General features: G+C 66.4%; 23 protein-coding genes. 10 read left to right on the top strand and 13 right to left on the bottom strand.

Annotated elements, in window-relative coordinates:
• The first annotated feature begins 53 nt into the window (after nucleotides 1-53).
• Complete coding sequence (pdhA, locus tag CVN68_RS05205) at nucleotides 54-1103, top strand: pyruvate dehydrogenase (acetyl-transferring) E1 component subunit alpha (RefSeq protein ID WP_100281266.1); 1050 nt, start codon at nucleotides 54-56, stop codon at nucleotides 1101-1103.
• Between the two features lies 1 nt (nucleotide 1104).
• Nucleotides 1105-2499, top strand: coding sequence for a pyruvate dehydrogenase complex E1 component subunit beta (locus tag CVN68_RS05200; protein ID WP_100281265.1), 1395 nt, complete (start codon nucleotides 1105-1107; stop codon nucleotides 2497-2499).
• Between the two features lie 38 nt (nucleotides 2500-2537).
• Here the strand turns inward: CVN68_RS05200 and CVN68_RS05195 are convergent, their stop codons facing one another.
• From CVN68_RS05195 to CVN68_RS05185, 3 genes are read right to left on the bottom strand one after another with little or no spacing between them, the layout of a single operon-like run.
• Complete coding sequence (locus CVN68_RS05195) at nucleotides 2538-3251, bottom strand: TadE/TadG family type IV pilus assembly protein (RefSeq protein ID WP_100281264.1); 714 nt, start codon at nucleotides 3249-3251, stop codon at nucleotides 2538-2540.
• Nucleotides 3248-3874, bottom strand: coding sequence for a TadE/TadG family type IV pilus assembly protein (locus tag CVN68_RS05190; protein ID WP_233503585.1), 627 nt, complete (start codon nucleotides 3872-3874; stop codon nucleotides 3248-3250). Before CVN68_RS05190 ends, CVN68_RS05195 begins: the two co-directional genes overlap by 4 nt.
• On the bottom strand, nucleotides 3871-5889 hold the full coding sequence (locus CVN68_RS05185; protein WP_158298744.1) for a TadE/TadG family type IV pilus assembly protein: 2019 nt from the start codon (nucleotides 5887-5889) through the stop codon (nucleotides 3871-3873). The genes CVN68_RS05190 and CVN68_RS05185 overlap by 4 nt, the downstream gene beginning before the upstream one ends.
• Nucleotides 5890-6012: 123 nt before the next feature.
• On the opposite strand from CVN68_RS05185, the gene CVN68_RS05180 reads away from it, so the two are divergent.
• Together CVN68_RS05180 and CVN68_RS05175 are read left to right on the top strand one after the other, a co-directional pair.
• The gene (locus tag CVN68_RS05180; protein ID WP_100281262.1) at nucleotides 6013-6687 is read left to right on the top strand and encodes a squalene/phytoene synthase family protein; all 675 of its coding nucleotides are present in this window, start codon (nucleotides 6013-6015) and stop codon (nucleotides 6685-6687) included.
• A gap of 62 nt (nucleotides 6688-6749) precedes the next feature.
• Complete coding sequence (locus tag CVN68_RS05175; RefSeq protein WP_100281261.1) at nucleotides 6750-7226, top strand: EF-hand domain-containing protein; 477 nt, start codon at nucleotides 6750-6752, stop codon at nucleotides 7224-7226.
• Here CVN68_RS05175 and trmFO read toward each other — a convergent pair.
• Nucleotides 7223-8536 carry a methylenetetrahydrofolate--tRNA-(uracil(54)-C(5))-methyltransferase (FADH(2)-oxidizing) TrmFO gene (gene trmFO, locus CVN68_RS05170; RefSeq protein WP_100281260.1) on the bottom strand — a complete coding sequence of 438 codons (1314 nt, stop codon included), beginning with the start codon at nucleotides 8534-8536 and terminating at the stop codon, nucleotides 7223-7225. The genes CVN68_RS05175 and trmFO overlap by 4 nt on opposite strands.
• Before the next feature lie 63 nt (nucleotides 8537-8599).
• On the opposite strand from trmFO, the gene CVN68_RS05165 reads away from it, so the two are divergent.
• From CVN68_RS05165 to CVN68_RS05155, 3 genes are read left to right on the top strand one after another with little or no spacing between them, the layout of a single operon-like run.
• A complete protein-coding gene (locus CVN68_RS05165) occupies nucleotides 8600-9226 on the top strand; it encodes a lysoplasmalogenase family protein (RefSeq protein WP_100281259.1) in 627 nt (208 codons plus the stop codon).
• The gene (locus CVN68_RS05160; RefSeq protein WP_100281258.1) at nucleotides 9223-9654 is read left to right on the top strand and encodes a DUF488 domain-containing protein; all 432 of its coding nucleotides are present in this window, start codon (nucleotides 9223-9225) and stop codon (nucleotides 9652-9654) included. Before CVN68_RS05165 ends, CVN68_RS05160 begins: the two co-directional genes overlap by 4 nt.
• A gap of 18 nt (nucleotides 9655-9672) precedes the next feature.
• Complete coding sequence (locus tag CVN68_RS05155) at nucleotides 9673-10059, top strand: VOC family protein (RefSeq protein WP_100281257.1); 387 nt, start codon at nucleotides 9673-9675, stop codon at nucleotides 10057-10059.
• Between the two features lie 170 nt (nucleotides 10060-10229).
• Here CVN68_RS05155 and CVN68_RS05150 read toward each other — a convergent pair whose 3' ends face one another.
• Together CVN68_RS05150 and CVN68_RS05145 are read right to left on the bottom strand one after the other, a co-directional pair.
• Entirely contained in the window at nucleotides 10230-10724 is a 495-nt protein-coding gene (locus tag CVN68_RS05150; RefSeq protein ID WP_100281256.1) for a type II toxin-antitoxin system VapC family toxin, read from the bottom strand.
• The gene (locus tag CVN68_RS05145; RefSeq protein ID WP_100281255.1) at nucleotides 10724-10963 is read right to left on the bottom strand and encodes a type II toxin-antitoxin system Phd/YefM family antitoxin; all 240 of its coding nucleotides are present in this window, start codon (nucleotides 10961-10963) and stop codon (nucleotides 10724-10726) included. The genes CVN68_RS05150 and CVN68_RS05145 overlap by 1 nt, the downstream gene beginning before the upstream one ends.
• Nucleotides 10964-11167: 204 nt before the next feature.
• Between CVN68_RS05145 and CVN68_RS05140 the strand changes: the two genes are divergently transcribed.
• On the top strand, nucleotides 11168-12532 hold the full coding sequence (locus CVN68_RS05140; protein ID WP_100281254.1) for a cation:proton antiporter: 1365 nt from the start codon (nucleotides 11168-11170) through the stop codon (nucleotides 12530-12532).
• A gap of 46 nt (nucleotides 12533-12578) precedes the next feature.
• Here CVN68_RS05140 and CVN68_RS05135 read toward each other — a convergent pair whose 3' ends face one another.
• Nucleotides 12579-14111, bottom strand: coding sequence for a tryptophan halogenase family protein (locus tag CVN68_RS05135; protein ID WP_100281253.1), 1533 nt, complete (start codon nucleotides 14109-14111; stop codon nucleotides 12579-12581).
• Nucleotides 14112-14341: 230 nt separating this feature from the next.
• Nucleotides 14342-14527, bottom strand: coding sequence for a hypothetical protein (locus CVN68_RS05130; protein ID WP_100281252.1), 186 nt, complete (start codon nucleotides 14525-14527; stop codon nucleotides 14342-14344).
• A gap of 126 nt (nucleotides 14528-14653) precedes the next feature.
• Here CVN68_RS05130 and CVN68_RS05125 point away from each other — a divergent pair, with 126 nt between their 5' ends.
• The gene (locus tag CVN68_RS05125) at nucleotides 14654-15925 is read left to right on the top strand and encodes an MFS transporter (RefSeq protein WP_100281251.1); all 1272 of its coding nucleotides are present in this window, start codon (nucleotides 14654-14656) and stop codon (nucleotides 15923-15925) included.
• Between the two features lie 274 nt (nucleotides 15926-16199).
• Here CVN68_RS05125 and rsmD read toward each other — a convergent pair whose 3' ends face one another.
• Nucleotides 16200-16739 (bottom strand): 16S rRNA (guanine(966)-N(2))-methyltransferase RsmD, encoded by a 540-nt coding sequence (rsmD, locus tag CVN68_RS05120; protein ID WP_100281250.1) that lies wholly within the window; start codon nucleotides 16737-16739, stop codon nucleotides 16200-16202.
• Nucleotides 16739-18232, bottom strand: a complete 1494-nt coding sequence (locus tag CVN68_RS05115; RefSeq protein ID WP_100281249.1) for a pseudouridine synthase — start codon at nucleotides 18230-18232, stop codon at nucleotides 16739-16741. Before CVN68_RS05115 ends, rsmD begins: the two co-directional genes overlap by 1 nt.
• A gap of 118 nt (nucleotides 18233-18350) precedes the next feature.
• Between CVN68_RS05115 and CVN68_RS05110 the strand changes: the two genes are divergently transcribed.
• The gene (locus CVN68_RS05110; RefSeq protein WP_100284215.1) at nucleotides 18351-18779 is read left to right on the top strand and encodes a response regulator; all 429 of its coding nucleotides are present in this window, start codon (nucleotides 18351-18353) and stop codon (nucleotides 18777-18779) included.
• 9 nt (nucleotides 18780-18788) lie between these two features.
• Here the strand turns inward: CVN68_RS05110 and CVN68_RS23055 are convergent, their stop codons facing one another.
• The 3 genes from CVN68_RS23055 to CVN68_RS05105 all read right to left on the bottom strand — a co-directional run bounded on the left by CVN68_RS23055 (nucleotide 18789) and on the right by CVN68_RS05105 (nucleotide 20273).
• Nucleotides 18789-18932: a hypothetical protein gene (locus tag CVN68_RS23055; protein WP_158298743.1), complete on the bottom strand. Its 144-nt coding sequence runs from the start codon at nucleotides 18930-18932 to the stop codon at nucleotides 18789-18791.
• A gap of 8 nt (nucleotides 18933-18940) precedes the next feature.
• Nucleotides 18941-19072, bottom strand: a complete 132-nt coding sequence (locus CVN68_RS24165) for a hypothetical protein (RefSeq protein ID WP_267893740.1) — start codon at nucleotides 19070-19072, stop codon at nucleotides 18941-18943.
• 61 nt (nucleotides 19073-19133) lie between these two features.
• Nucleotides 19134-20273: an aromatic ring-hydroxylating oxygenase subunit alpha gene (locus CVN68_RS05105; RefSeq protein ID WP_100281248.1), complete on the bottom strand. Its 1140-nt coding sequence runs from the start codon at nucleotides 20271-20273 to the stop codon at nucleotides 19134-19136.
• Nucleotides 20274-20317: the final 44 nt, after the last annotated feature.

The following is a 20317-nucleotide window of genomic DNA, read 5'->3' as shown; positions in this document are numbered from 1 at the left end:
GGGAACGCGCTTATAGGCGCCGCATTGACCTCCCCCGGGCATGAGGATTTCCTGTGGCCAAAGCACCGGCACGCATAGCGTCCACCGAACCTGCGGTACCGAACCGCGAACGTCCCAACGAACCAGAACGGTACAAGGCGTCCAAGGAGCAGCTGCTCGAATTCTACAAGCAGATGCTGCTGATCCGCCGCTTCGAGGAGAAAGCGGGGCAGCTTTACGGGCTCGGCTTCATCGGTGGCTTCTGTCACCTCTATATCGGCCAGGAAGCGGTCGCGGTCGGGCTGCAGTCGGCGCTCGACGGCGAGAAGGACTCGGTGATCACCGGCTATCGCGATCACGGCCACATGCTCGCTTACGGCATCGATCCCAAGGTGATCATGGCCGAGCTGACCGGGCGTGGTGCTGGCATCAGCCGCGGCAAGGGCGGCTCGATGCACATGTTCTCGACCGAGAAGAAGTTCTACGGCGGGCACGGCATCGTCGGCGCGCAGGTCTCGCTCGGCACCGGGCTCGCCTTCGCGCACAAATATAACGAGGATGGCGGCGTCGCGATGGCCTATTTCGGCGACGGCGCGTCGAACCAGGGCCAGGTCTACGAATCGTTCAACATGGCCGAGCTGTGGAAGCTCCCGATCATCTATGTGATCGAGAACAATCAGTACGCCATGGGCACCAGCGTCAACCGCTCCTCGTCCGAGGATCAGCTCTACAAGCGCGGCGAGAGCTTCCGCATCCCTGGCATCCAGGTCGACGGCATGGACGTGCTCGCCTGCCGCGGCGCTGCCGAAGAGGCTTTGGCCTGGGTCCGCGCGGGCAAGGGTCCGATCATCCTCGAGATGAAGACCTATCGCTACCGCGGTCACTCGATGTCCGATCCCGCCAAATATCGCAGCCGCGAGGAAGTCCAGTCGGTCCGCGACAAGTCCGATCCGATCGAGGCCGTAAAGCGCGAACTCGAAGCGCTGGGCGTGAAGGAAGAGGATCTCAAGCCGCTCGAGGCCGCGATCCGCAAGGTGGTGAACGAATCCGCCGATTACGCCGAGCAGACCCCCGAACCCGACCCCGCGGAACTATACACCGACGTGCTGGTGGAGACTTATTGAGATGGCGATCGAACTCAAGATGCCGGCACTGTCGCCGACCATGGAAGAGGGCACGCTCGCCAAGTGGCTCGTCAAGGAAGGCGACACGGTGAAGTCGGGCGACATCCTCGCCGAGATCGAGACCGACAAGGCGACGATGGAATTCGAGGCGGTGGACGAAGGCACGATCGCGAAGATTCTCGTCGCCGAAGGCACCGATAACGTGAAGGTCGGCACCGTCATCGCGATGATCGCGGGCGAAGGCGAGGAAGCCTCCGCTGCGTCCGCTCCGGCCGAGGCGCCGGCGACCGAGCAGAAGGCCAGCGAGGAGTCCGAGGCTCCCGCGCCAAAGAAGGCCGAAAGCGGCACGGCCCAACTGGCCAGCAACAAGGCCGCCACGGTCTCCGACCCCGCGATCCCCGCAGGCACCGAGATGGTCAAGACGACGGTGCGCGAGGCGCTGCGCGATGCCATGGCCGAGGAAATGCGCACCGATCCGCGCGTCTTCGTGATGGGCGAGGAAGTCGCGGAATATCAGGGCGCCTACAAGGTCACCCAGGGCCTGCTCGAAGAGTTCGGTCCGAAGCGCGTGATCGATACCCCGATCACCGAATATGGCTTTGCCGGGGTCGGCACGGGTGCCGCGATGGGTGGCCTCAAGCCAATCGTCGAGTTCATGACCTTCAACTTCGCGATGCAGGCGATCGACCACATCATCAACTCGGCCGCGAAGACCAATTACATGTCGGGCGGACAGATGCGCTGCCCGATCGTGTTCCGCGGCCCCAACGGCGCCGCGAGCCGCGTCGGCGCACAGCATTCGCAGAATTATGGTCCATGGTATGCCAGCGTCCCCGGCCTGATCGTGATCGCGCCCTATGACGCGGCCGATGCCAAGGGGCTACTCAAGGCGGCGATCCGCAGCGAAGATCCGGTCGTGTTCCTCGAGAACGAGCTGCTGTACGGCCGCAGCTTCGACGTGCCCAAGCTCGACGATCACGTCCTGCCGATCGGCAAGGCGCGGATCGTGCGGGCGGGCAAGGACGTGACGATCGTATCCTATTCGATCGGCGTCGGGCTCGCCCTCGAAGCCGCGGAGAAGCTGGCGGGCGAGGGAGTCGACGCCGAAGTGATCGACCTGCGCACGCTGCGTCCGCTCGATACCGCGACGGTGCTCGAGAGCCTCAAGAAGACCAACCGCCTCGTCGTGGTCGAGGAAGGCTGGCCGGTCTGTTCGATCTCTTCGGAGATTTCGGCGGTGGTGATGGAGCAGGGCTTCGACGACCTCGACGCGCCGGTGCTGCGCGTCACCAACGAAGACGTGCCGCTGCCTTATGCCGCCAATCTGGAGAAGCTCGCTCTGGTCGACGTGGCGCGGGTGATCGCGGCAGTGAAGAAGGTGACGTACCGCGGTTGATGGCGGGGCGGGGGACTTTGGTGCCCCGCCGCCCGTCGTCAGCAGGTCGAGGCGGTGACGCCTCCCTTGTAGACCCCGTTGGGATGCTGGGCATTGGGGTTGGACTGCTTGACCCCGTTGACGGTGATGAAGCTGTCATCGCTGGTGTCGCGCGCGTCGCGAACCATCATCGACGCGATCTCGTTCATCTCGGTGGTGGGCGAGAGCGACGTCTTGATCAGCGGCTGATATTGATAACGCACCTCGACGAACATCGCGACGCCACTCGGCGGCGCGATGACTTGCCGGCCGGTGGGCCCGACTCCGTCGACGCTGGTCGTCGTCGTGGGGTTGCCATAGCTCGACACCCAGGCGGTCCTGCTGCCCTTGCAGCGCTGCCAGCGGATTCGATATTTGTTGGCGGTCGTCTCATGCGGTTCGACGCTCGAGATGATCACGCGCCCATTGGTGAACAGGCCCATTTGGCCGGATTGAAAATCGGCGCCGGTGAGCAGGTCGTTGATGTCGCTTTCGTAGACCTTTTTCGATTCGAGCTGGCTGCCGGAGCCCATGCGCGCGGAGTTGTCGGCGATTTGCAGCGCGATCTGGCTGAGGCGCATCTTGGTGATGACATAGTTGGTCAGCTCCGCGCCGGTGAGACTCATCGTCAGCACGATTGGCAGCGAAAAGGCGAATTCGAGCAGCGCCAGCCCGCTGGTGTCGCGGCCGAACCGGCGCGCAGTCGTCCGGAGCAGGGCGAGTTTGTGCTTCACGCGCAGGTCCTCACTGCCGGCGCGCCCTGATCGCCATAAGGCTGGTTGCGCAGGATCGTCTGGGCGCGCACCGTGGTGGTGCTCGATCCGCCGATGAAATTGTTGAGCGGGAAGAAACGCGGATAGGTGACCGTCGCGGTGTAGAGCACCGCGTCCTTGGCGCCGCCCTGGCTGAGATTGCCGCCCGTCGCATTCCATACGCCGTTGCCGTTGGTATCCTCATAGGGTTCGCCTGGCGTAAGACCCTGCGGGCCATCGCAAATGCCGTTGTGATTGGTATCGGTCCAGGGCTCGAACCGCGAGCCCGCGGCCTGCTCGTAGTTGCGATACCATTGGCGCGTGATCGTCACCGTGCCGTTGTTGGCGAGGGTCTTGATCTGGTTCCGAACCTTGTCGTCGAGCGCGGTCTGGGTGGCGCTGACGAGGCCGGATTCGAGCGTCGCGTCGCGCGCGGCCTTTTGCACCACGCCCTCCAGCGCCGCGCGCATATAGAGCGTGTGTGCCACGTCGAATGCGCCGAGAAGCAGCAGGCCCATCACCGGAGCCACTATCGCGAATTCGACGACCGTGGCGCCGCGCTCATCGCGCGCGATCCGGCGCAGGTGAGGGATGAACCCGATCACTTGGTGAGCCTAAGCTGCGAGATCTGGTCGGCGATCGATTTGAAAGTCTGCAGCAGACCGGCGGAGTCGGTGTTCGAGAAATAGCGGCCCTCCGACGCACATTGCTCGAGCCGGTCTTGCGTCGCCTGGGCCTGGCCCTCGCCGAAATTGACGACCCACAGGGTGATCTTCTTGTTCCGGACCCATTGGCAGATGGCGAGGAAGCGCAGATTCACCTGCTCGTCGAGCTCTGCCTTGGTGGGGTTTTCATCCTCGGTCTGGCGATGATCGAAGAACGGCAGGCCATAGGCCGCATAGTCGCCGGCGTTCGCATTGGTGTCGCCGTCGGTCATGAAGATCATATGCCGCTCGATCTCGCCACCGCCCGGCGTGGTGGCGTTCTCGGTCTTGAAGAGGCCGGTCGGCGACATCAGGCGCGCGCCCCAGATGATCCCGATGTCGTGATAGGTGTTGCCGTTCGGATCGAGGCTGTTGACATAGGTCTGGAACGTCGACGCATCGGTCCACGACTGCAGTTTGCGCGCCTCGGTAGGACAGAAGAAGGTCGAATTGTTGCCGTAGTCGGTAGGCGTCGTCATCGATCCGGTTTGCCAGCCGTCGGTCCTGCCGTGATTCCAGGAATTCCACGTGTTGCCGTCATAATTGGTGCCGGAAAAGGAGGCGCCACGCGTGAAAATCAGGCGCGGCAGCGCCGGCCTCCAGCGTGATGCGTCGTTATGGGGCACCGTGTCGATATCGAGGTCGAGCTTGTCCGACGGGATCGGGTCGAAGTCCGTCGTCGGTTCGCCGGTGTCGCGCTCCTCGATGCAGCCGCTCCACGTGATCGTGGCGTTGGTTACATCGTTGCCCACGCTGGTGTCGCCGACCGGCCAGCTGAACGAATTGTTCCAGCTGCTGCCGCCGGCCTTGAGGCCGCTGACGGTCACCGGCAGCTGATTGTAGGTCCAGCTTGCGAACTTCTCGACATAAAAGGTGGTGGTGTCGGTGCGCCTGCGCCGGCAGCTCTTGGTATTGCCGCTGGTATCGCTGGCCGACGACCAGCCCCATTCGTTTCCGTCGCTCGCGCCGCCGTCATGCGGGAAGCTCGATACGACCGTCGGCGCCGGGTTCGGCCCGCCCGAATTGAGCGCCGTCGGCGTGAAGCTGCCGAACGTCTCGTTCTTCATGAAGCTCAGGCAATTGCCTTGGCTGAGCGAACCGCCGCCATAGATTTCCCAATAGGTGCGAGTGCTCTGCGGCGGGACGGCCAGGTTCGCCTGACGCGTCTGATAGGGCGCCTCGTCGACGAAATAGTCGTTGGGCAGCAGCCTGCCGACATTGACGTTGGTCGAATAGGGCACGAAGCCGAAGCGGATCTGCACCTGATTGCCGGTGCCGCCGCTCGGCTCAGGGTCGGGGGTGTTGCAATTGACATCGGGCACGTCGAGGCGGGCCACGATCTGATAGAAGCACTTCACAGCCTTGCGCAGCGCGGCGATGCGCGAATTGGCGTCGCCGTTGCAGGTCTGGCTGCCGTTCGGGCAGAAATCCATCGAGCCGGTGGTATCGAGCACGAACATCACGTCGGTGTTTGGCAGCCGCATTTCGGCGTCGCACGTGACGCTGAGCGTCTCACTGGTCTTGCCGAAGATACGCATCAAGGTCATCGGCACGATCGCGCGCGCGGTGCCGGTCACCTTGCCCGCGGCCTCGGTGAAGCTGCGGCGATCAGCGGCCGCTTCGAGCGTGGTGCCATAGGCGTTGGGATTGAAATTGGCGTCGAAGAACCGCTCGGCCTCGCCGCGGGCGGCATAGGTGTTCGCCGACCAGCTGCCGCCGCCCATCATCTTGCGGCCCGCCAGCGCGCCCGCGTCGCAAGCATGTTGCAGGCGCGTCTTGACGATGTACATGCGGCTGATGTCGATGCCGCCGCCAACCATCCCGGCGAGGGGAATCAGCGCCATCGTCATGAGCGCGAGCGTATTGGCGCGCGTATCGCGGGCAAGGCGCGTCAGGAACGCCCGTGCCTCCGTCAAGCTCTGCCGATTGCCCACCATGATTGCGATCCCGGTCCCCGATCAACGCGACGTATTGCCACGCGCACAGCTAACGCTGTCTAAATTCAGTTGGTTAACGCAGCGCTTATGGAGCCTAGGGGCATGACCGGAGACGCCGGCGCCGATCCCGAGCGGATGCTGGCGCTGTCCTACGCGCGGCCGGAGGGTAGGCACGCGCTCCAGGCGTTGCTGGCGCTCGACGATGCACTGGCGCTGCTGCTCAGGACGACGCGCGAGCCGGCGCTGGGCCAGATGCGGCTCGCCTGGTGGCGCGAGGCGCTGGCGCGGCTGGACCAGTCGCCCGCGCCCGCCGAACCGGTGCTCACGGCGCTGGAGCGCGAGGTCATGCCGAAAGGCGTAAGCGGCGCGTCGCTGGTGCCGATCGTCCATGGCTGGGAAGTGCTGATCGAGGAAGAAGTGCTCGATCCTGACGCGTTGCGGCGGTTCGCGGAGGGGCGGGGGCATTTGTTCGTCGCGGCCGGTGCGGCGATGGGGGCGGGGCCGGGCGACCCGCTCGCCGAGGCGGGGCAGGGCTGGGCGCTGGCGGATCTGTCGCGCAACCTTCGCGGTTCCGGGGAAGCCGATATCGCGAGAGCCATTGCTATTCCCCTGCTGGATACGGCGGCGGCCAGGCGCTGGAGCCGCAACGGCCGGGCGCTCGGCGCGCTGGCCCATCTGGCGCGGCTGGATTTGCGGGTGCCCGAGGGTACGCCGTCACGAACCGGCGCGCCGCACCGGGTCGGCCGGCTGTTATGGCATCGCCTGACCGGCAGATAGGGGCTTGCCAGCGCGCGCCACAGGCGTAGCCTGTCGCCTTCGACGATCGGGGGAGACCTTCGATGTGGCGCTATTTCGCAGGCGCGGGCGCAGCGGCGTTGCTGATGCTCGCAGGCATGTTCCTGTTTCGCGGCTCGGCCGCTTCCGAGTTCAAACTTCCAGCGGCCCCGGCGGCCCGCGCCGCGGCGGCGATAGCCGACGAGCCACTGCCGGCAGACGCGCCCAAGGCGAGCGCAAAGACGCGCGAGCAGAAGCGCTTCGACCGATTCGACAAGGACCGCAACGATGCGGTGACTCGCGAGGAATATCTGGTCGCGCGGCACAAGGCCTTCGCCAAGCTCGATACCAACCATGACGGGCGGCTCGACTTCGACGAATGGGCGATCAAGACCACGACAAAATTCGCCGGTGCGGACGCCGACAAGTCAGGCGCACTGACCCGAGCGGAGTTCGTCGCGACGGCACCCAAGCCACGCGCCGGGGCAAAGCCCCGCTGCGTCTGCCCGGCCGCTCCGGTGAAGGAAGAGGCCGAGGACTAGGCGGGCAGCCAGCCGTTGAACGCTTCGCGCGCCCGGCTGGTATACATCAGCTTGCGATCGGCCTTTTTCGAGCGGCCCTCGATCGGCGGAAACAGGCCGAAATTGACGTTCATCGGCTGGTAGGTCTCCACCTCCGCCTCACCGGTGATGTGCGCGAGCAGCGCGCCGAGCGCGGTCTCGCGCGGCGGCGGCGGAAGTATTTGCCCCGCCAGCTCGGTGGCGGCGAACCGCCCCGCCAGCAGCCCGATCGCGGCGCTCTCGACATAGCCTTCGCAGCCGGTGATCTGGCCGGCGAAGCGGATGTTCGGGCGCGATTTGAGGCGCAGCGTGGGATCGAGCAATTCGGGCGAGCGGATGAAAGTGTTGCGGTGCAGCCCGCCCAGCCGCGCGAACTCGGCGTTCTCCAGCCCGGGAATGGTGCGGAACAGCTCGACTTGCGCGCCATATTTGAGCTTGGTCTGGAAGCCAACCATGTTCCACAGCGTGCCAGACGCATTATCCTGGCGCAGCTGGACCACGGCATAGGGCCAGCGCCCGGTGCGTGGATCGTCGAGCCCGACGCCCTTCATCGGGCCGTAGCGCAACGTGTCGACACCGCGCTCGGCCATCACTTCGATTGGCATGCAGCCTTCGAAATAAGGGACGTTCTCCCACTCGCGATATTCGGTCTTCTCGCCGGCGAGCAGCCCGGCGTGGAAGGCGACATATTCGTCCTTCGACATCGGGCAGTTGATGTAATCCTTGCCCTCGCCCTTGTTCCAGCGGGACTGGTACCAGGCGGTGGTGAAGTCGATGCTCTCGAAATGGACGATCGGCGCGATCGCGTCGAAAAAGGCGAGGCTCTCCTTGCCGGTCGCGGTGCCGATGCTTTCGGCGAGGCCGGGGGCAGTGAGCGGCCCGGTGGCGACGATGGTCAGACCCTCGGCGGGCAATTGGTCGACCCGCTCGCGGACGATAGTGATGTTCGGGTGCGCCGCCAGTGCCGCAGTCACGCCGTCGGCAAAACCGTCGCGGTCTACCGCCAGTGCCGAGCCGGCGGGGACCTTGTGGATGTCGCCCTGGGTCAGGATCAGCGAGCCGAGATCGCGCATCTCTTGATGGAGCAGCCCGACCGCATTGCGCTCGGCGTCATCCGAGCGGAACGAGTTGGAGCAGACCAGTTCGGCGAGGCGGTCGCTCTGGTGTGCGGCGGTCATGCTGCCGGAGCCGCGCATTTCGGAAAGCTTGACCTTGTACCCGGCCGAAGCGAGCTGCCAGGCGGCTTCGGAGCCGGCAAGGCCGCCGCCGATGATGTGGATGTCATGAGTCACGGTCGGGCGAATAGCGGTATGTGCGGCGCATGACAAAGGGCGTGACGGCGCTATGTTCGGCGCATGGACGCCCGGATCGCTCGCTTGCTCTTCCTCGCCGCGCTGGTCGCCGGGGGCAGCTATTATGCGACGCACTGGATCGCCGCCGCGCCGACGATCAACGCGGTCTGGAAGGGAGCGGGCGTCGGGCTGCTGGCGTTGTGGGCGGCGACGCAGGCACGCTCGGTCGACGGCTGGCTGATCGCTGCGGCTTTGGGGCTGGGCGCACTGGGCGATGTACTGCTGGAAACGCACGGGCTGACGACCGGTGCTATCGCTTTTCTTGCGGGTCATGTCGTCGCTGTGGTGCTGTACCTGCGCAACCGCGAGGGCGCGTTGTGGCAGGCAATGGTGATCGCGGTGGCGGTGGCGGCGACGGGATGGGCATTGCCGGCAGACCGGGCGGCGGCGCCCGGTATCGCGCTGTACGCCGCGGGGCTCGGCGCGATGTTCGGCACCGCCGCGATCAGCTGCTTCCCGCAGAGGAGCGTGGCGCTGGGCGCCGCATTGTTCGTGCTGTCGGATCTGCTCATCTTTGGCCAGATCGGGCCATTGGCCGGGTCGGCGCTGCCGGGACTGCTGATCTGGCCGACTTATTTCGCCGGACAGGCGTTGATCGCCTGGGGCGTCGTGCGGAGCCTGAGGACATGAAGATCTTCACCATCGGCTATGAAGCGACCACGATGGCCGAGTTCATCGCGGCGCTGCACAAGGCGGGTGTCGAGCGGGTGATCGATGTGCGTGCCGTTCCGCTGTCGCGGCGGCCGGGCTTCTCGAAGAACATCCTTGCGGCCAGCCTCAAGGATGCCGGGATCGACTATGTCCTGCTGAAGAATCTCGGCACGCCCAAGCCCGGGCGCGACGCGGCCAAGAAAGGCGATGTCGCAACCCTGGAGGCGGTGTACGAGGTGCAGCTCGGACTGCCCGAAGCGCAGGCCGAGGCGGCGAAGATGCGTGCGCTCGCCGCCGAGAAGCCGAGCGCCTTGCTGTGCTTCGAGCGCAATCCCGAACATTGCCACCGCACCTTGCTGCTTGAAGCCGAGGGCGAAGGCGCCGAGGTCGTGGACCTGTTTCCCTAAGCCAGGAGTGACTTCATCATGATCGACCATGTCGGCTTCGCCATTTCAGACCTCGCCAAATCGAGCGCCTTCTATGCCGCCGCACTCGCTCCGCTCGGCATTGCCGAGCTGATGCGCGTCACTCCCGAACAGACCGGGGCGGGCACTGCGATCGGCTATGGCAAGGACGGCAAACCCTTTTTCTGGATAGGTGACGAAGAGCGAGTCGGGGCTGGCACCCATATCGCTTTCGCAGTCGACAGCCGGGCCGAGGTTGACGCCTTCTACGCCGCTGCGCTGGCCGCCGGCGGCACCGACAATGGCGGCCCGGGCATCCGCGCGCATTATCATCCGAATTACTACGCCGCTTTCGTGCGCGATCCCGACGGGCAGAATATCGAAGCGGTTTGCCACCGCCCCGAATAGCCAAAAAGCCGGGGCGGCCGGAGCCGCCCCGTAGTTCGGGGAGAGCCGGCGCGGCAGGAGGGGACCCTGCGCCGGCACCGGCTCCACTGGCGGCGTTGCGTTACAATCATATGTCGGTTTGTTGCAGCGGCGTCAGCGCGCCTTAGAAAGACCGGGCCAGACCGCTGGCTTCAGCTCCGGACGAACGGGTTACGCAGCCACGCCGCGCTGCTGCGCACAGCGGTGCGCCAATCGGTGTCCTCTTCGTCGCTGGCGCGATAGTCGCGCGGGTCGAACAGCTTGACGCGGGTGCCTTTGAAGGCTGCGAGGTTGCGGGTGACGAGCGTCAGGCCGTGCTCGAGCGCAGTGGCGGCGAACAGCGCGTCGCGGGTGTCGACGAGCGCGAGCTGGCCGCGGCGGCGCGCGACTGCCGCGTCGAGCGCGAGGATATGACCCTCGAACGCCGGCAGCAGCTGGACGTCGAGCCAGCTGCGCAGCGCCGCGCCGGCGGTTTTGTCGTGCCGCGTGGTCCGCTCGATCGTGGCCTCCAGCTCGACGAGGCTGATCGCTGACAGGAATAGCCGCTCGCGCGCCACGCTTGCAGCCCAGGCGGCGAGCCCCGGATCAGCCTCGCCGGCGCGGGCCCTGCGCAGTTCGAAGACTATCGGCGTGTCGAGGAGGTACATCAGCGTGGTTCGGGACGGTCCCAGCGCTCGGGCGGCGCCAGTTCGGTTTCCCGGGCGCCGGGCATCGCGAGCAGGTCGAGGATGCTTTCGCGCCGGCCGCTCATCCGGCGGAAGGCGTCGATGCTCATCAGCACATGCGTGGGCTTACCGCGATCGGTGACGAACACCGGTTCGAGTCGCGCGATTCGCTTGGCGGCGCTGACGTCCTGGTTGAATTCGCGGCTGCCGATCACCTTCATATCGTACCTATGTCGCTATCTTGTCCGCGTTGTCATGTAGGTACGTTACTATTGTGTGCGCACCATGCAACACAAAGCTTCCCGGCTTCCGGAAAATGCCGGCAGGCCCCGATTTAGACATTGCGCAGCGGCCGGATGCGACGCTCCCTGTGATTAGCGGGAGGCACTCAAGATGCCCGCGCGACATGCATCGGGGGAGGTTTGATGTCTGATTTGCTCGACAATGCCTGGTTCGCGTTGACCGACGTGCTCAATCCGCACGGACCGGCAGTGAATGCCGTCAAAAGCTATTCGCCCGCGGATTTCAGCGTCCATTTCTTCCTGCAGCTCGCAGTGATCATCCTCGCCTGCCGCGTCGTCGGCTGGCTCGGGCAGAAATTGTTCCGCCAGCCGCAGGTCGTCGGCGAGATGATCGCCGGCGTGGTGCTCGGGCCGTCGCTGCTCGGGCTGTTCTTCCCCGAGCTGCAGAATGCGATCTTCCCCAAGGAGACCCGCAACGTGCTCTATGTCGGCGCGCAATTGGGCGTGGGGCTCTACATGTTCATGGTCGGGCTGACGCTGCGGCTCGATCACTTCCAGTCCAAAGCGAAGAGCGCGGCGGCGGTGTCGGCGGCGGGGATCGCGGCGCCGTTCGCGCTGGCGGCGCTGATCACTCCGTTCCTGTTGACCGTGCCGGGGCTGTTCGCGCCGGGGATCAGCCAGGGCAACGCGACTCTGTTCATGGGTGCCTGCATCGCGCTGACTGCCTTCCCGATGCTCGCCCGGATCATCAACGAGCGTGGGCTCGCCAATTCGTCGCTCGGCACGCTGACGCTCACCGCCGGAGCCTTTGACGACGCGGCGTCGTGGTGCGTGCTGGCACTGGTGCTCGCGACCTTCGGGGCGGGGCCGGGCGTGGCGGTGATCGCGATCGGCGGGGCGGTGCTCTATACCGGGTTCATGATCCTGTTCGGGCGCAAACTGCTCGCCCCGCTGGGCCGCGCGGTCGAGGCGCGGGGCGAGATGAGCAGCCAGATGCTCGCGATCACCATGCTGCTGTTCTGCCTCTCGGCCTTCCTGATGGACGCGATCGGGATCCACGCGATCTTCGGCGGCTTCCTGATCGGCGTTTGCATGCCGCGTGGGCTGTTTGTCGAGGAGCTCAAACGCAAGGTCGAGCCGCTCGCGGTGGTCCTCCTCCTGCCGATGTTCTTCACCTATTCGGGACTCAACACCCGGCTGGACATGGTCAATTCGGTGTCGCTCCTCCTCATCGCCCTCGGCGTGCTCGCGGTCTCTGTCCTCGCCAAGTTCGGCGCGTGCTGGGCGGCGGCGCGGCTTTCGGGCGAGGACAACCGCACCGCGCTCGGCATCGGCGCGCTGATGAACTCGCGCGGGCTGATGGAGCTGATCATCATCAACATCGGCCTCCAGAAGGGGATCATCGGCCCCACCTTGTTCTCGATGCTGGTGCTGATGGCGATCGTCACCACCGTGATGGCCACGCCGTTGTTCGAAGCGGTCTACGGCAAGAAGGCCCGCGAGACCGGCGAGCTCGACCAGGTCGACGGACGGCTGGCGTCCGCCTGACTTTCCTCCTGTGCCCGTCCCGCGCGAGTCGCGGGGCGGGTATCTTTCACCCCGCCAGCGACAGGCCTTCGTTGATCTGGCGGATCAGTGTGCGGTGGCTCGGCAAATCCGCGGTGGCGCGTTCGCCGAAGCCGCGGATGCGGGCGAACAATTTCTCGGCCGCCGCCATCGCGGGGAAATCGCCGCGGCTTCCGGACAGATCGGTGCGGAATTCCATCCCGTAGAGGATGTACTGATAGTTGAAGAAGGCGAAGCTCTCGAGATCGAGCAGGAAATCGAAGCGGCTCGGCGGACGCCGGCGCCATTCGCCCAGCAGTGCCTGCAGCGCGGGCGGAATCGATGCAGGATCGGCATTGTCGCGCCAGAAGGGCTCGCTGCGCCGGCTCAGGCAATAATGCAGTTTCAAAAAGTTGATGATGCTCTCGTAGCGCGCCGCGATCAGCTGGTTGAACCGCGCGGCGGGCGCGTCGGCGGGGCCACCCAGCGGAAACAGCTCGGCGATCATCGCCACCGCCGCCTCGATCAGCACCACGCCCGTAGATTCCAATGGCTCGAGGAACCCGCCCGACAGCCCGACCGCGACGCAATTCTTGACCCATTGCGCCTCGCGATAGCCGGGCTCGAACGGGATCATGCGCGCCGCAAACGCGTCATGCCCGACATAATCGCGCAGCACCGCCGCTGCGTCCTCGTCGGACATGTGCGCTGAAGACCAGACGCAGCCGATCCCGCGCGCGCCCTGCAATCCGATATCCCACGTCCAGCCCGCGGCATGCGCGGTAGCGATGGTGAAACTCGCGATCGGCGCGTCGGGGCGGTCATAGGGGATCTTGCAGGCGAGCGCGCGATCGGTGAACAAGAGGTGCTTCACCGATTTGAGCGGTACCCCCAGAGCGTTGCCGATCAGCTCTGCGCGGAAGCCCGAACAATCGATATAGAGGTCGGCGGCGAGTGCGCCGTGCGCGTCGGTGACCACCCCGGCGACGCTGCCATCCTCTGCCAGCTCTACGTGCGTGAGCCGCCCCGCCAGATGCCGCACCCCGAGTTCGACGGCGCGCGCGGCGATCACTTCGGCGAGCCGCGCCGCATCGAAATGATAGGCGTAATTGAGCGGGCCGGCATAGTCGCCTTCGCCGGATCGCTTGGGTGCGCGCTGCGCCTCGGCGACGCGGTTCTGGATCGTCACTGCCTCCGCGAAGGGCGCGCGAGTGGCCTCATCCTGGAGCAGCCAATAGGGAACGAGCCCGCTCGCTTCGGCCTGAAACGGCGCCTCGAAGGGATGGAGATAATGATGGCGGGTGCCGTCGGACGCGGGGGCGTGGAGCCAGTCGTCGAAGCGGATGCCCTGCTTGAAAGTGGCCGACGCGGCGCGGATGAAATGGCTCTCGTCGATCCCGAGGAATTTGAGCGTGTTCCGGATCGTCGGGAAGGCGCCCTCGCCGACGCCGATGATGCCGATCTCGGGCGATTCGAGCAATGTCACGCCGACTCGCCCCTCGAAGAAGCGCGCAAGATAGGCGGCCGTGATCCACCCGGCCGTGCCGCCGCCCACCACCAGAACTTCGCGCTTCTCCGCCATCAGGGCATGATAGCGGGAAGCCGGGGGCGGGGACAGGGCGCGGCTTGGCCCGCTGTGGATTTTGCCGCGGCGATGCGCGGCTGCTGGCAGACGCAATTGTTGCCGTTCAGCTCAGGAAAAGTGGAAGGTATTCGCTTCTCGACACTCGCGCTACCAGACCGGCGCGCTGGCTTTCGCTGTTGCCGCGCGGGCTGAATGCATTCTCAACCCAGTTGGCTATGAGCGGGGCGTCAGGCGCGCCAGCAGACCTTTTCAATCGCGTGCGCGGCGATTTCGAGGCTGAGTTTGACTCCGCTGCCGTCGGCGCGAAGGTCCGCGCGGACGTGATCCACGGGATTGTAGAAATGGACCAGAACGCCCGCGACCAGCGCGAAGAGCGTTGCGAATACCAGCCGGCGTCCTGCTGACTCGCGCATGGCCGTCTCCCTATTTCCGGTGCTGCGATCGTGGGAGTTCGATACACAGGCGAAACTGTCCGGCCGATGAACGGGGCTCCCCAAGCGCCGGCTTCTTTCCTAGGAGAGGGCGGGAAGGGGAAGTCCATGGCCGCCGCACCGATCGCATCGCATCGCCGCATCCTGTTCGCGAGCCTGGTGGGGACTTCGGTCGAGTTCTACGACTTCTACATCTACGCGACGGCCGCGGCCTTGGTGTTTCCGGCATTGTTCTTCCCCGCGACCGATCCCGCGCTTGCCCAGCTTGCTTCCTATGCGAGCTTCAGCGTCGCCTTTTTCGCGCGCCCGCTGGGCGGGCTGGTGTTCGGGCATTTCGGCGATCGGATGGGGCGCAAGTCGACTTTGGTCGCCTCGCTGATGCTGATGGGCATCTCGACCGTCCTGATCGCCTTCCTGCCGACCTATGCGATGATCGGCTGGGTGGCGCCTGCCCTGCTCTGTCTGCTCCGCTTCGGCCAAGGGCTCGGGCTGGGGGGTGAATGGGGCGGGGCGTCGCTGCTCGCCGTCGAGAACGCGCCGCCGGGCTGGACCAATCGCTATGGTGCGTTTCCGCCGCTCGGCGCGCCGGTGGGGTTCATCTTCGCCAACGGCTTCTTCCTGCTGCTCGGCGCGCTGCTGAGCGACGACCAGTTCCGCGAATGGGGCTGGCGGCTGCCGTTCCTTGCCAGCGCGGTGCTGGTCGGGCTGGGGCTGTGGGTGCGGGTCAAGCTGACCGAGACGCCGGCATTCGTCGCTGCGCAGGAAAGCGCACCGCCGCCGCGCATTCCGGTAGGCGAGCTGTTTCGCGACCACTGGCTGCCGACGCTGGCGGGGACCGTCGGCACCGTCGCCTGCTTTGCGCTGTTCTACATCTCGACCGTGTTCATCATCGGCTATGCGACGAAGGGGCTCGGCTATGATCGCGAGACCTTCCTTGCGGTGGAGCTGGCGGCGATCCTGTTCATGGCGGCAGGGATCTGGATCGCTTCCAGCCTCGCGGATCGCAGCAGCGCCACGCGCGTGCTCGCGATCGGCTGCGTCGCGACGGTTGCGGCGGGGCTGACGATCGGGCTGTTCGTCACCGCGGGGGCGCTGGCGAGCGTGTTCGCGTGGCTGGCGGCCGGGCTGTTCGTGATGGGGTTCGTCTATGGGCCTTTGGGCGGCTGGCTGCCGAGCCTGTTTCCGGCGCGGGTGCGCTATACCGGCGTGTCGGTGACCTTCAATCTCGGCGGGATCATAGGCGGGGGACTGACGCCGCTGATCGCGGCGGCCCTGGTCGAGAAAGGCGGGCTGGTGCTGGTGGGCTATTATCTCGCCGGCGCGGCGATACTGAGCCTGGTGGGGCTGGCGCTGGTATCGCGGAAGAGCCGCCTGGCGTGAGATGCGGACCAAGCTGAGCGTTTGCCTGCGGAAAAAGCGGTTTGCGTCGGAAGGGGATGCGCTGGTTGCGATCGAGCAATCTGGTTTCGCGCTCAGGCCGTACCGTTGCGACCGGTGTCGGCTGTTTCATTTGACTAGCAGGACCAAGGGGAAACGTGTGCCTGCGCTGATGTAAGCTCAACCCGTCACCTGGTGCTCCGGCGAAGGCCGGAGCGTTGGGTCGTGTAGTCCTTCGCTCTCCAGGGCTCCGGCCTTCGCCGGAGCACGGGGCAGCTCAGACTTTCCGCAACAGCGTGACGCGGGCCTTGCCGTAAACGCGAGTCGCGTCGACTTCGAAGCCGGCGAGTTCGATCTCTTCGGCCTTCGCAGTCTCGATGCTGATCCAGGTCGCGGGGCCGGCCCAGCCAAGGCGGCCGAGCTTGTCGAGCGTCACCACGCCAGCGCCGGTGCCATAAGGCGGGTCCATCAGGATCAGGTCGAGCGGCTTGACCGCCGGGCCGAGCGCCAGTGCCGAGGTGGCGCGGATTTCGGCGCCCTTTGCACCCAGTTTGGCGATATTGGTCTTGAGCGCGTCGATCGCGGCCTTGTCGTGCTCGACGAACAGGCACGAGGCGGCGCCGCGCGACAATGCCTCGAGCCCGAGCGCGCCCGAACCCGCAAACAGATCGGCGACAGCGAGTCCTTCGAAGCTGCCGACGCGGCTGACGAGCATCGAGAACAACGCCTCGCGGGTACGATCGGCGGTGGGGCGAGTCGTGTCACCCTTGGGCGCGACCAGCTGGCGGCCCCGCCATTCTCCGGCGATGATCCGCATTATTTCCGCGTCCGCGGCGGGCGCGCAGGCCGGGCGGGCTTCCCGCGACCGCCGGCCGGCCCTTTGCTTGGGCGACCGGCGCGAGGCCGATCGACGATTTCGCCGGCGCGCGGGTCCTGCTGGTCGCGATGCGCCTTGGCGCGCGCTGCGCGCGCGGGCTTGTCGACCTGGCGTGCCTCCTCACGCGGCGGACGCCCGGCATGGGCCGGCGGCGTGCCACGCGGCGTGAAGCGCGCTTCCTTCGCCGGGGGGCGGGCGTCGTCGCGCACGGGGCGTTCGACACGGGCCGGCGCCCTGGCGCCGGGCTTGAAACGGGAGTCGCTGCCGGTCGGGCGGGCTTCGCTGCGCACCGGACGCTCGCTGCGACCAAAGGCTTTGCCGCCGGCGTCGCGGCCCGCGGTGCCCGTCGGACGGCGCTCCTCGCGCGACGGCGTGTCAGCGCGCGTGGGACGTTCGTCACGGCCTGCCGGCTTCGTGCCGGGCTTGAAACGGGATTCGCGATCGCTGCGGCCGAAGGTTTTGCTACCTGCGTCGCGGCCGGCACCGCCTGTCGGGCGCCGCTCTTCGCGCGCCGGGGGCGTGGCGCGGGGGGTGAAGCGCGGGCCGTTCGGCTCGGCAGGCGCGGGCGCGGCCTTTGCCGGCGCTCGGCGGAGGCGGCGATCGGGTTCGATCACCGGTTGCGGTTTGGGCGCCGGCTCGGCGACGCGCGCGCGCACTGCGAATTGCAGATTTGACGCCGCCTTGCCGCCGCCGGGATTCGTCAGCACGGTGCGGAAGGTGATCAGATCGTTCTGGCGGACCTCGTCGACATCGCCGGGGGGCAAGTCGCCGAGCCAGAAGGGGCCGTAACGCGTGCGGATCAGCCGGTTCACTTCGAGTCCGAGATATTCGAGCACGCGGCGGACCTCGCGGTTTTTTCCCTCGGTCAACGTCATTTCGATCCAGACGTTCGCACCGGTGCGGCGTTCGATATTGGCGTTGATCGGGCCGTAGCGCACGCCTTCGATCTCGACGCCGAGCATCAGCTCCTCGAGCTGGGGCTGGCTGATCTGGCCGTAGGCGCGGGCGCGATAGCTGCGCTCCACGCCGGTGGCGGGAAGCTCGAGCGCGCGTTTGAGCTCGCCGTCGGTGGTGAGGAGCAGCAGCCCCTCGGTGCTCAGGTCGAGCCGGCCGACCGGCATTACGCGCGGCAGGCCCTCCGGCAGCCGATCGTAGATGATCGGGCGGCCGGCGGGATCGTGCTCGGTGGTGAGCAGGCCGGCGGGCTTGTGATAGCGGAACAGCCGCGCCGGGGCGGGCGCGGCAACCGAATCGCCGTCGACGGTGACGCCGTCGAGCGAGGTGAGCAACGTCGCGGGGGTATCGAGGACGACACCGTCGAGCGCGATGCGCCCTTCGGCGATCATCCGTTCGATCTCGCGGCGCGACGCGATTCCGGCACGGGCCAGCAGCTTCGCGATGCGCTGGGTTTCGGGGGGCTTGGATGGGGACACCGCGGCGATATAGCGATAATGCTGCGCACGGCAAAAATTATTGCGGCGTGCGGGAGATCCCGGGCGTTAGGAGCGGCTTGCGGGGGCATGGGGCCACGCCGCGGATGAAGGCGTGGGGATGTTCGCGAAGAAAAAGCGGCTGATCGAGCGGGTGCTGCTGGTGGAGGACGAGCCGCTGGTCGCGTTCGATACCGAGCATTTTCTGAGCAGCGAGGGATTCGAGGTGGTCGCGACGATCGATTCGGTCGCGGGGGCGCTGGACGTGATTGCGCGCGACGCGGCGATCGATCTTATATTGGTCGACGTGCATCTCGCCGACGGCAGCGGAGTCGACGTGGCGCGGGAGGCGCATGCGCGCGGGGTGCAGGTGTTGTTCGTCACCGGGAATTGCCCGGGCGAAGCGCGCGAACTGGCGGCGGGATGCCTCGCCAAACCCTATCCGCAGCGCGATCTGCTCGCGGCGATCGTCGGGATCGAGGCAGTGCTCGGTGGCAAGAAGCCGGGGAAGCTTCCCGGCAGCTTCAGCCTCTTCCTCGACGCTGGCTGAGCGGCCAGATCAGAGGGCGAGGACGCAGCCCAGGTAAATCGCACCCCACACAACTGCCGAGCCCGTCATGGCGATCAGGATGCCGGCGGCTGGCGGCAGGCGCCACTCGTCGACGGCGGGGGCGATGCGATCGGGAACGGGGGTGTGGAGCACGGGCCTGCTCAATGCCAGAATAGCGCGAGCACGACGGTGAGCCACGACAGCAGCGACAGCGACACCACAACGCGCAGGGCGCCGTCGGCGGAGGGGCTGGTATTCGGCGCGAGTGCGCGGTGGGCGACAGCAGCGGACATCTTCACAATTCCTGCAACGGCTTAATCTATTATAGGGCAGTATGGGCCGCAGCTGACCCGCTCAGGGTTCTTGCGTAGCCCGGAGTCGGGCCTCGACGGCGTCGTGGAACTGCCGGATGCCGAGCTCGAGCGTGCCCAAGGTCAATCGCTCGATCGCGCCGGAGGCGAGGCCCTGCTGGCCGAGCTCGCAGGCGCGAAAATCCTCCGCGGCGAAGACGCCGCCGTCGAGCAAGTCCCAGGACTTCTCCCAATGCGCCAGCGCCTTTTCGGTCGCCGGCGCCGCCGGGATCAGCATGAAATCCTCGACCAGCACGCGATCGGGCGCCTGCGGCATCAACACCATCAGATTGATGTAATCGGGGCTGACCACGAGCACCGCGCCGGGGAACATCTGATAGGTGTAGGTGATCGCACTGCGCAACGTCGCCCAGTCGCTCGACGACAAGGCGGCGAGCGCCGCCTCGCGGCCGACCGCCGAGCGCTGGTGCGGACCGATGCTGTCGGCGGTCGAGATGCCGTCCTTGAAGAACGGCGCGATCGTGCCGGCGTGGAGGCGCTGGATGTGATAGCCCTCCAGAAACGCGTCCATGACCAGCTTCCAGTTGGCGCGGACATCGTGGCTGCGGCGGCGGAACAGATGCTGGCCGGCGAGATCGAACGCTTCGAAATCGCGCGCGAGAGTCTCGGCCTCGGCGAACTTCGCCGATTCGTCGAAGGCGAACCAGATCAGACCGCCGGCTTCGTGGGTAGGCAGGCGCTTCAGTCCGTGTTCGGTCTTGTCGAGCCCGGGGAAGGTATCGGCGCGCGGGAGTCCGACGAGGCGACCGTCGAGCGCATAGCTCCACGCATGATAGGGGCAGACGAGGCGCGGAGACTTCACGGCGTAACAGCCCTCGACCAGCCGGGTGCCGCGGTGGCGACAGACGTTGAGGAAGACATGTGCCGCCCCCTGCTTGTCGCGCGTGATCAGCAACGGCTTGCCGAAGCCGTCGTGCGGCACCGCCATGCTGTTCTCGGGGAGCAGCGCCGACGGAGCAATGACCAGAGGCACGCGGGAGAAGATGCGTGCCTGCTCGGCGGCGTGGCGTTCGGCGCTAGTGTAGGCGCGCGCATCGACATAAGCGATTGCGCCACAGTCGCGGCGGCCGCCATCGGCGAGCTGGGTGGCGAGCGCGAGCTGGCCCTCGGTCGGCGCGTTCATCCTTCCTCTCCGCAACTTTTCGGCTAGTGTCGCGCGGAAGGCGA

Source organism: Sphingomonas psychrotolerans (assembly GCF_002796605.1).
In the GTDB taxonomy this organism is placed as follows: Bacteria; Pseudomonadota; Alphaproteobacteria; order Sphingomonadales; family Sphingomonadaceae; genus Sphingomonas; species Sphingomonas psychrotolerans.
Note: the sequence above shows the minus strand (reverse complement) of the source record. Positions and strands in the feature narration are given on the sequence as shown.

What these genes read in the sequence shown, in the direction of transcription:
- CVN68_RS05200 (WP_100281265.1), top strand. Translation starts at nt 1,105, where the DNA reads ATGGCGATCGAACTCAAGATGCCGGCACTGTCGCCGACCATGGAAGAG.
- CVN68_RS05180 (WP_100281262.1), top strand. Translation starts at nt 6,013, where the DNA reads ATGACCGGAGACGCCGGCGCCGATCCCGAGCGGATGCTGGCGCTGTCC.
- CVN68_RS05175 (WP_100281261.1), top strand. Translation starts at nt 6,750, where the DNA reads ATGTGGCGCTATTTCGCAGGCGCGGGCGCAGCGGCGTTGCTGATGCTC.
- CVN68_RS05165 (WP_100281259.1), top strand. Translation starts at nt 8,600, where the DNA reads ATGGACGCCCGGATCGCTCGCTTGCTCTTCCTCGCCGCGCTGGTCGCC.
- CVN68_RS05160 (WP_100281258.1), top strand. Translation starts at nt 9,223, where the DNA reads ATGAAGATCTTCACCATCGGCTATGAAGCGACCACGATGGCCGAGTTC.
- CVN68_RS05155 (WP_100281257.1), top strand. Translation starts at nt 9,673, where the DNA reads ATGATCGACCATGTCGGCTTCGCCATTTCAGACCTCGCCAAATCGAGC.
- CVN68_RS05150 (WP_100281256.1), bottom strand. Translation starts at nt 10,724, where the DNA reads ATGTACCTCCTCGACACGCCGATAGTCTTCGAACTGCGCAGGGCCCGC.
- CVN68_RS05145 (WP_100281255.1), bottom strand. Translation starts at nt 10,963, where the DNA reads ATGAAGGTGATCGGCAGCCGCGAATTCAACCAGGACGTCAGCGCCGCC.
- CVN68_RS05140 (WP_100281254.1), top strand. Translation starts at nt 11,168, where the DNA reads ATGTCTGATTTGCTCGACAATGCCTGGTTCGCGTTGACCGACGTGCTC.
- CVN68_RS05135 (WP_100281253.1), bottom strand. Translation starts at nt 14,111, where the DNA reads ATGGCGGAGAAGCGCGAAGTTCTGGTGGTGGGCGGCGGCACGGCCGGG.
- CVN68_RS05130 (WP_100281252.1), bottom strand. Translation starts at nt 14,527, where the DNA reads ATGCGCGAGTCAGCAGGACGCCGGCTGGTATTCGCAACGCTCTTCGCG.
- CVN68_RS05125 (WP_100281251.1), top strand. Translation starts at nt 14,654, where the DNA reads ATGGCCGCCGCACCGATCGCATCGCATCGCCGCATCCTGTTCGCGAGC.
- rsmD (WP_100281250.1), bottom strand. Translation starts at nt 16,739, where the DNA reads ATGCGGATCATCGCCGGAGAATGGCGGGGCCGCCAGCTGGTCGCGCCC.
- CVN68_RS05110 (WP_100284215.1), top strand. Translation starts at nt 18,351, where the DNA reads ATGTTCGCGAAGAAAAAGCGGCTGATCGAGCGGGTGCTGCTGGTGGAG.
- CVN68_RS24165 (WP_267893740.1), bottom strand. Translation starts at nt 19,072, where the DNA reads ATGTCCGCTGCTGTCGCCCACCGCGCACTCGCGCCGAATACCAGCCCC.
- CVN68_RS05105 (WP_100281248.1), bottom strand. Translation starts at nt 20,273, where the DNA reads ATGAACGCGCCGACCGAGGGCCAGCTCGCGCTCGCCACCCAGCTCGCC.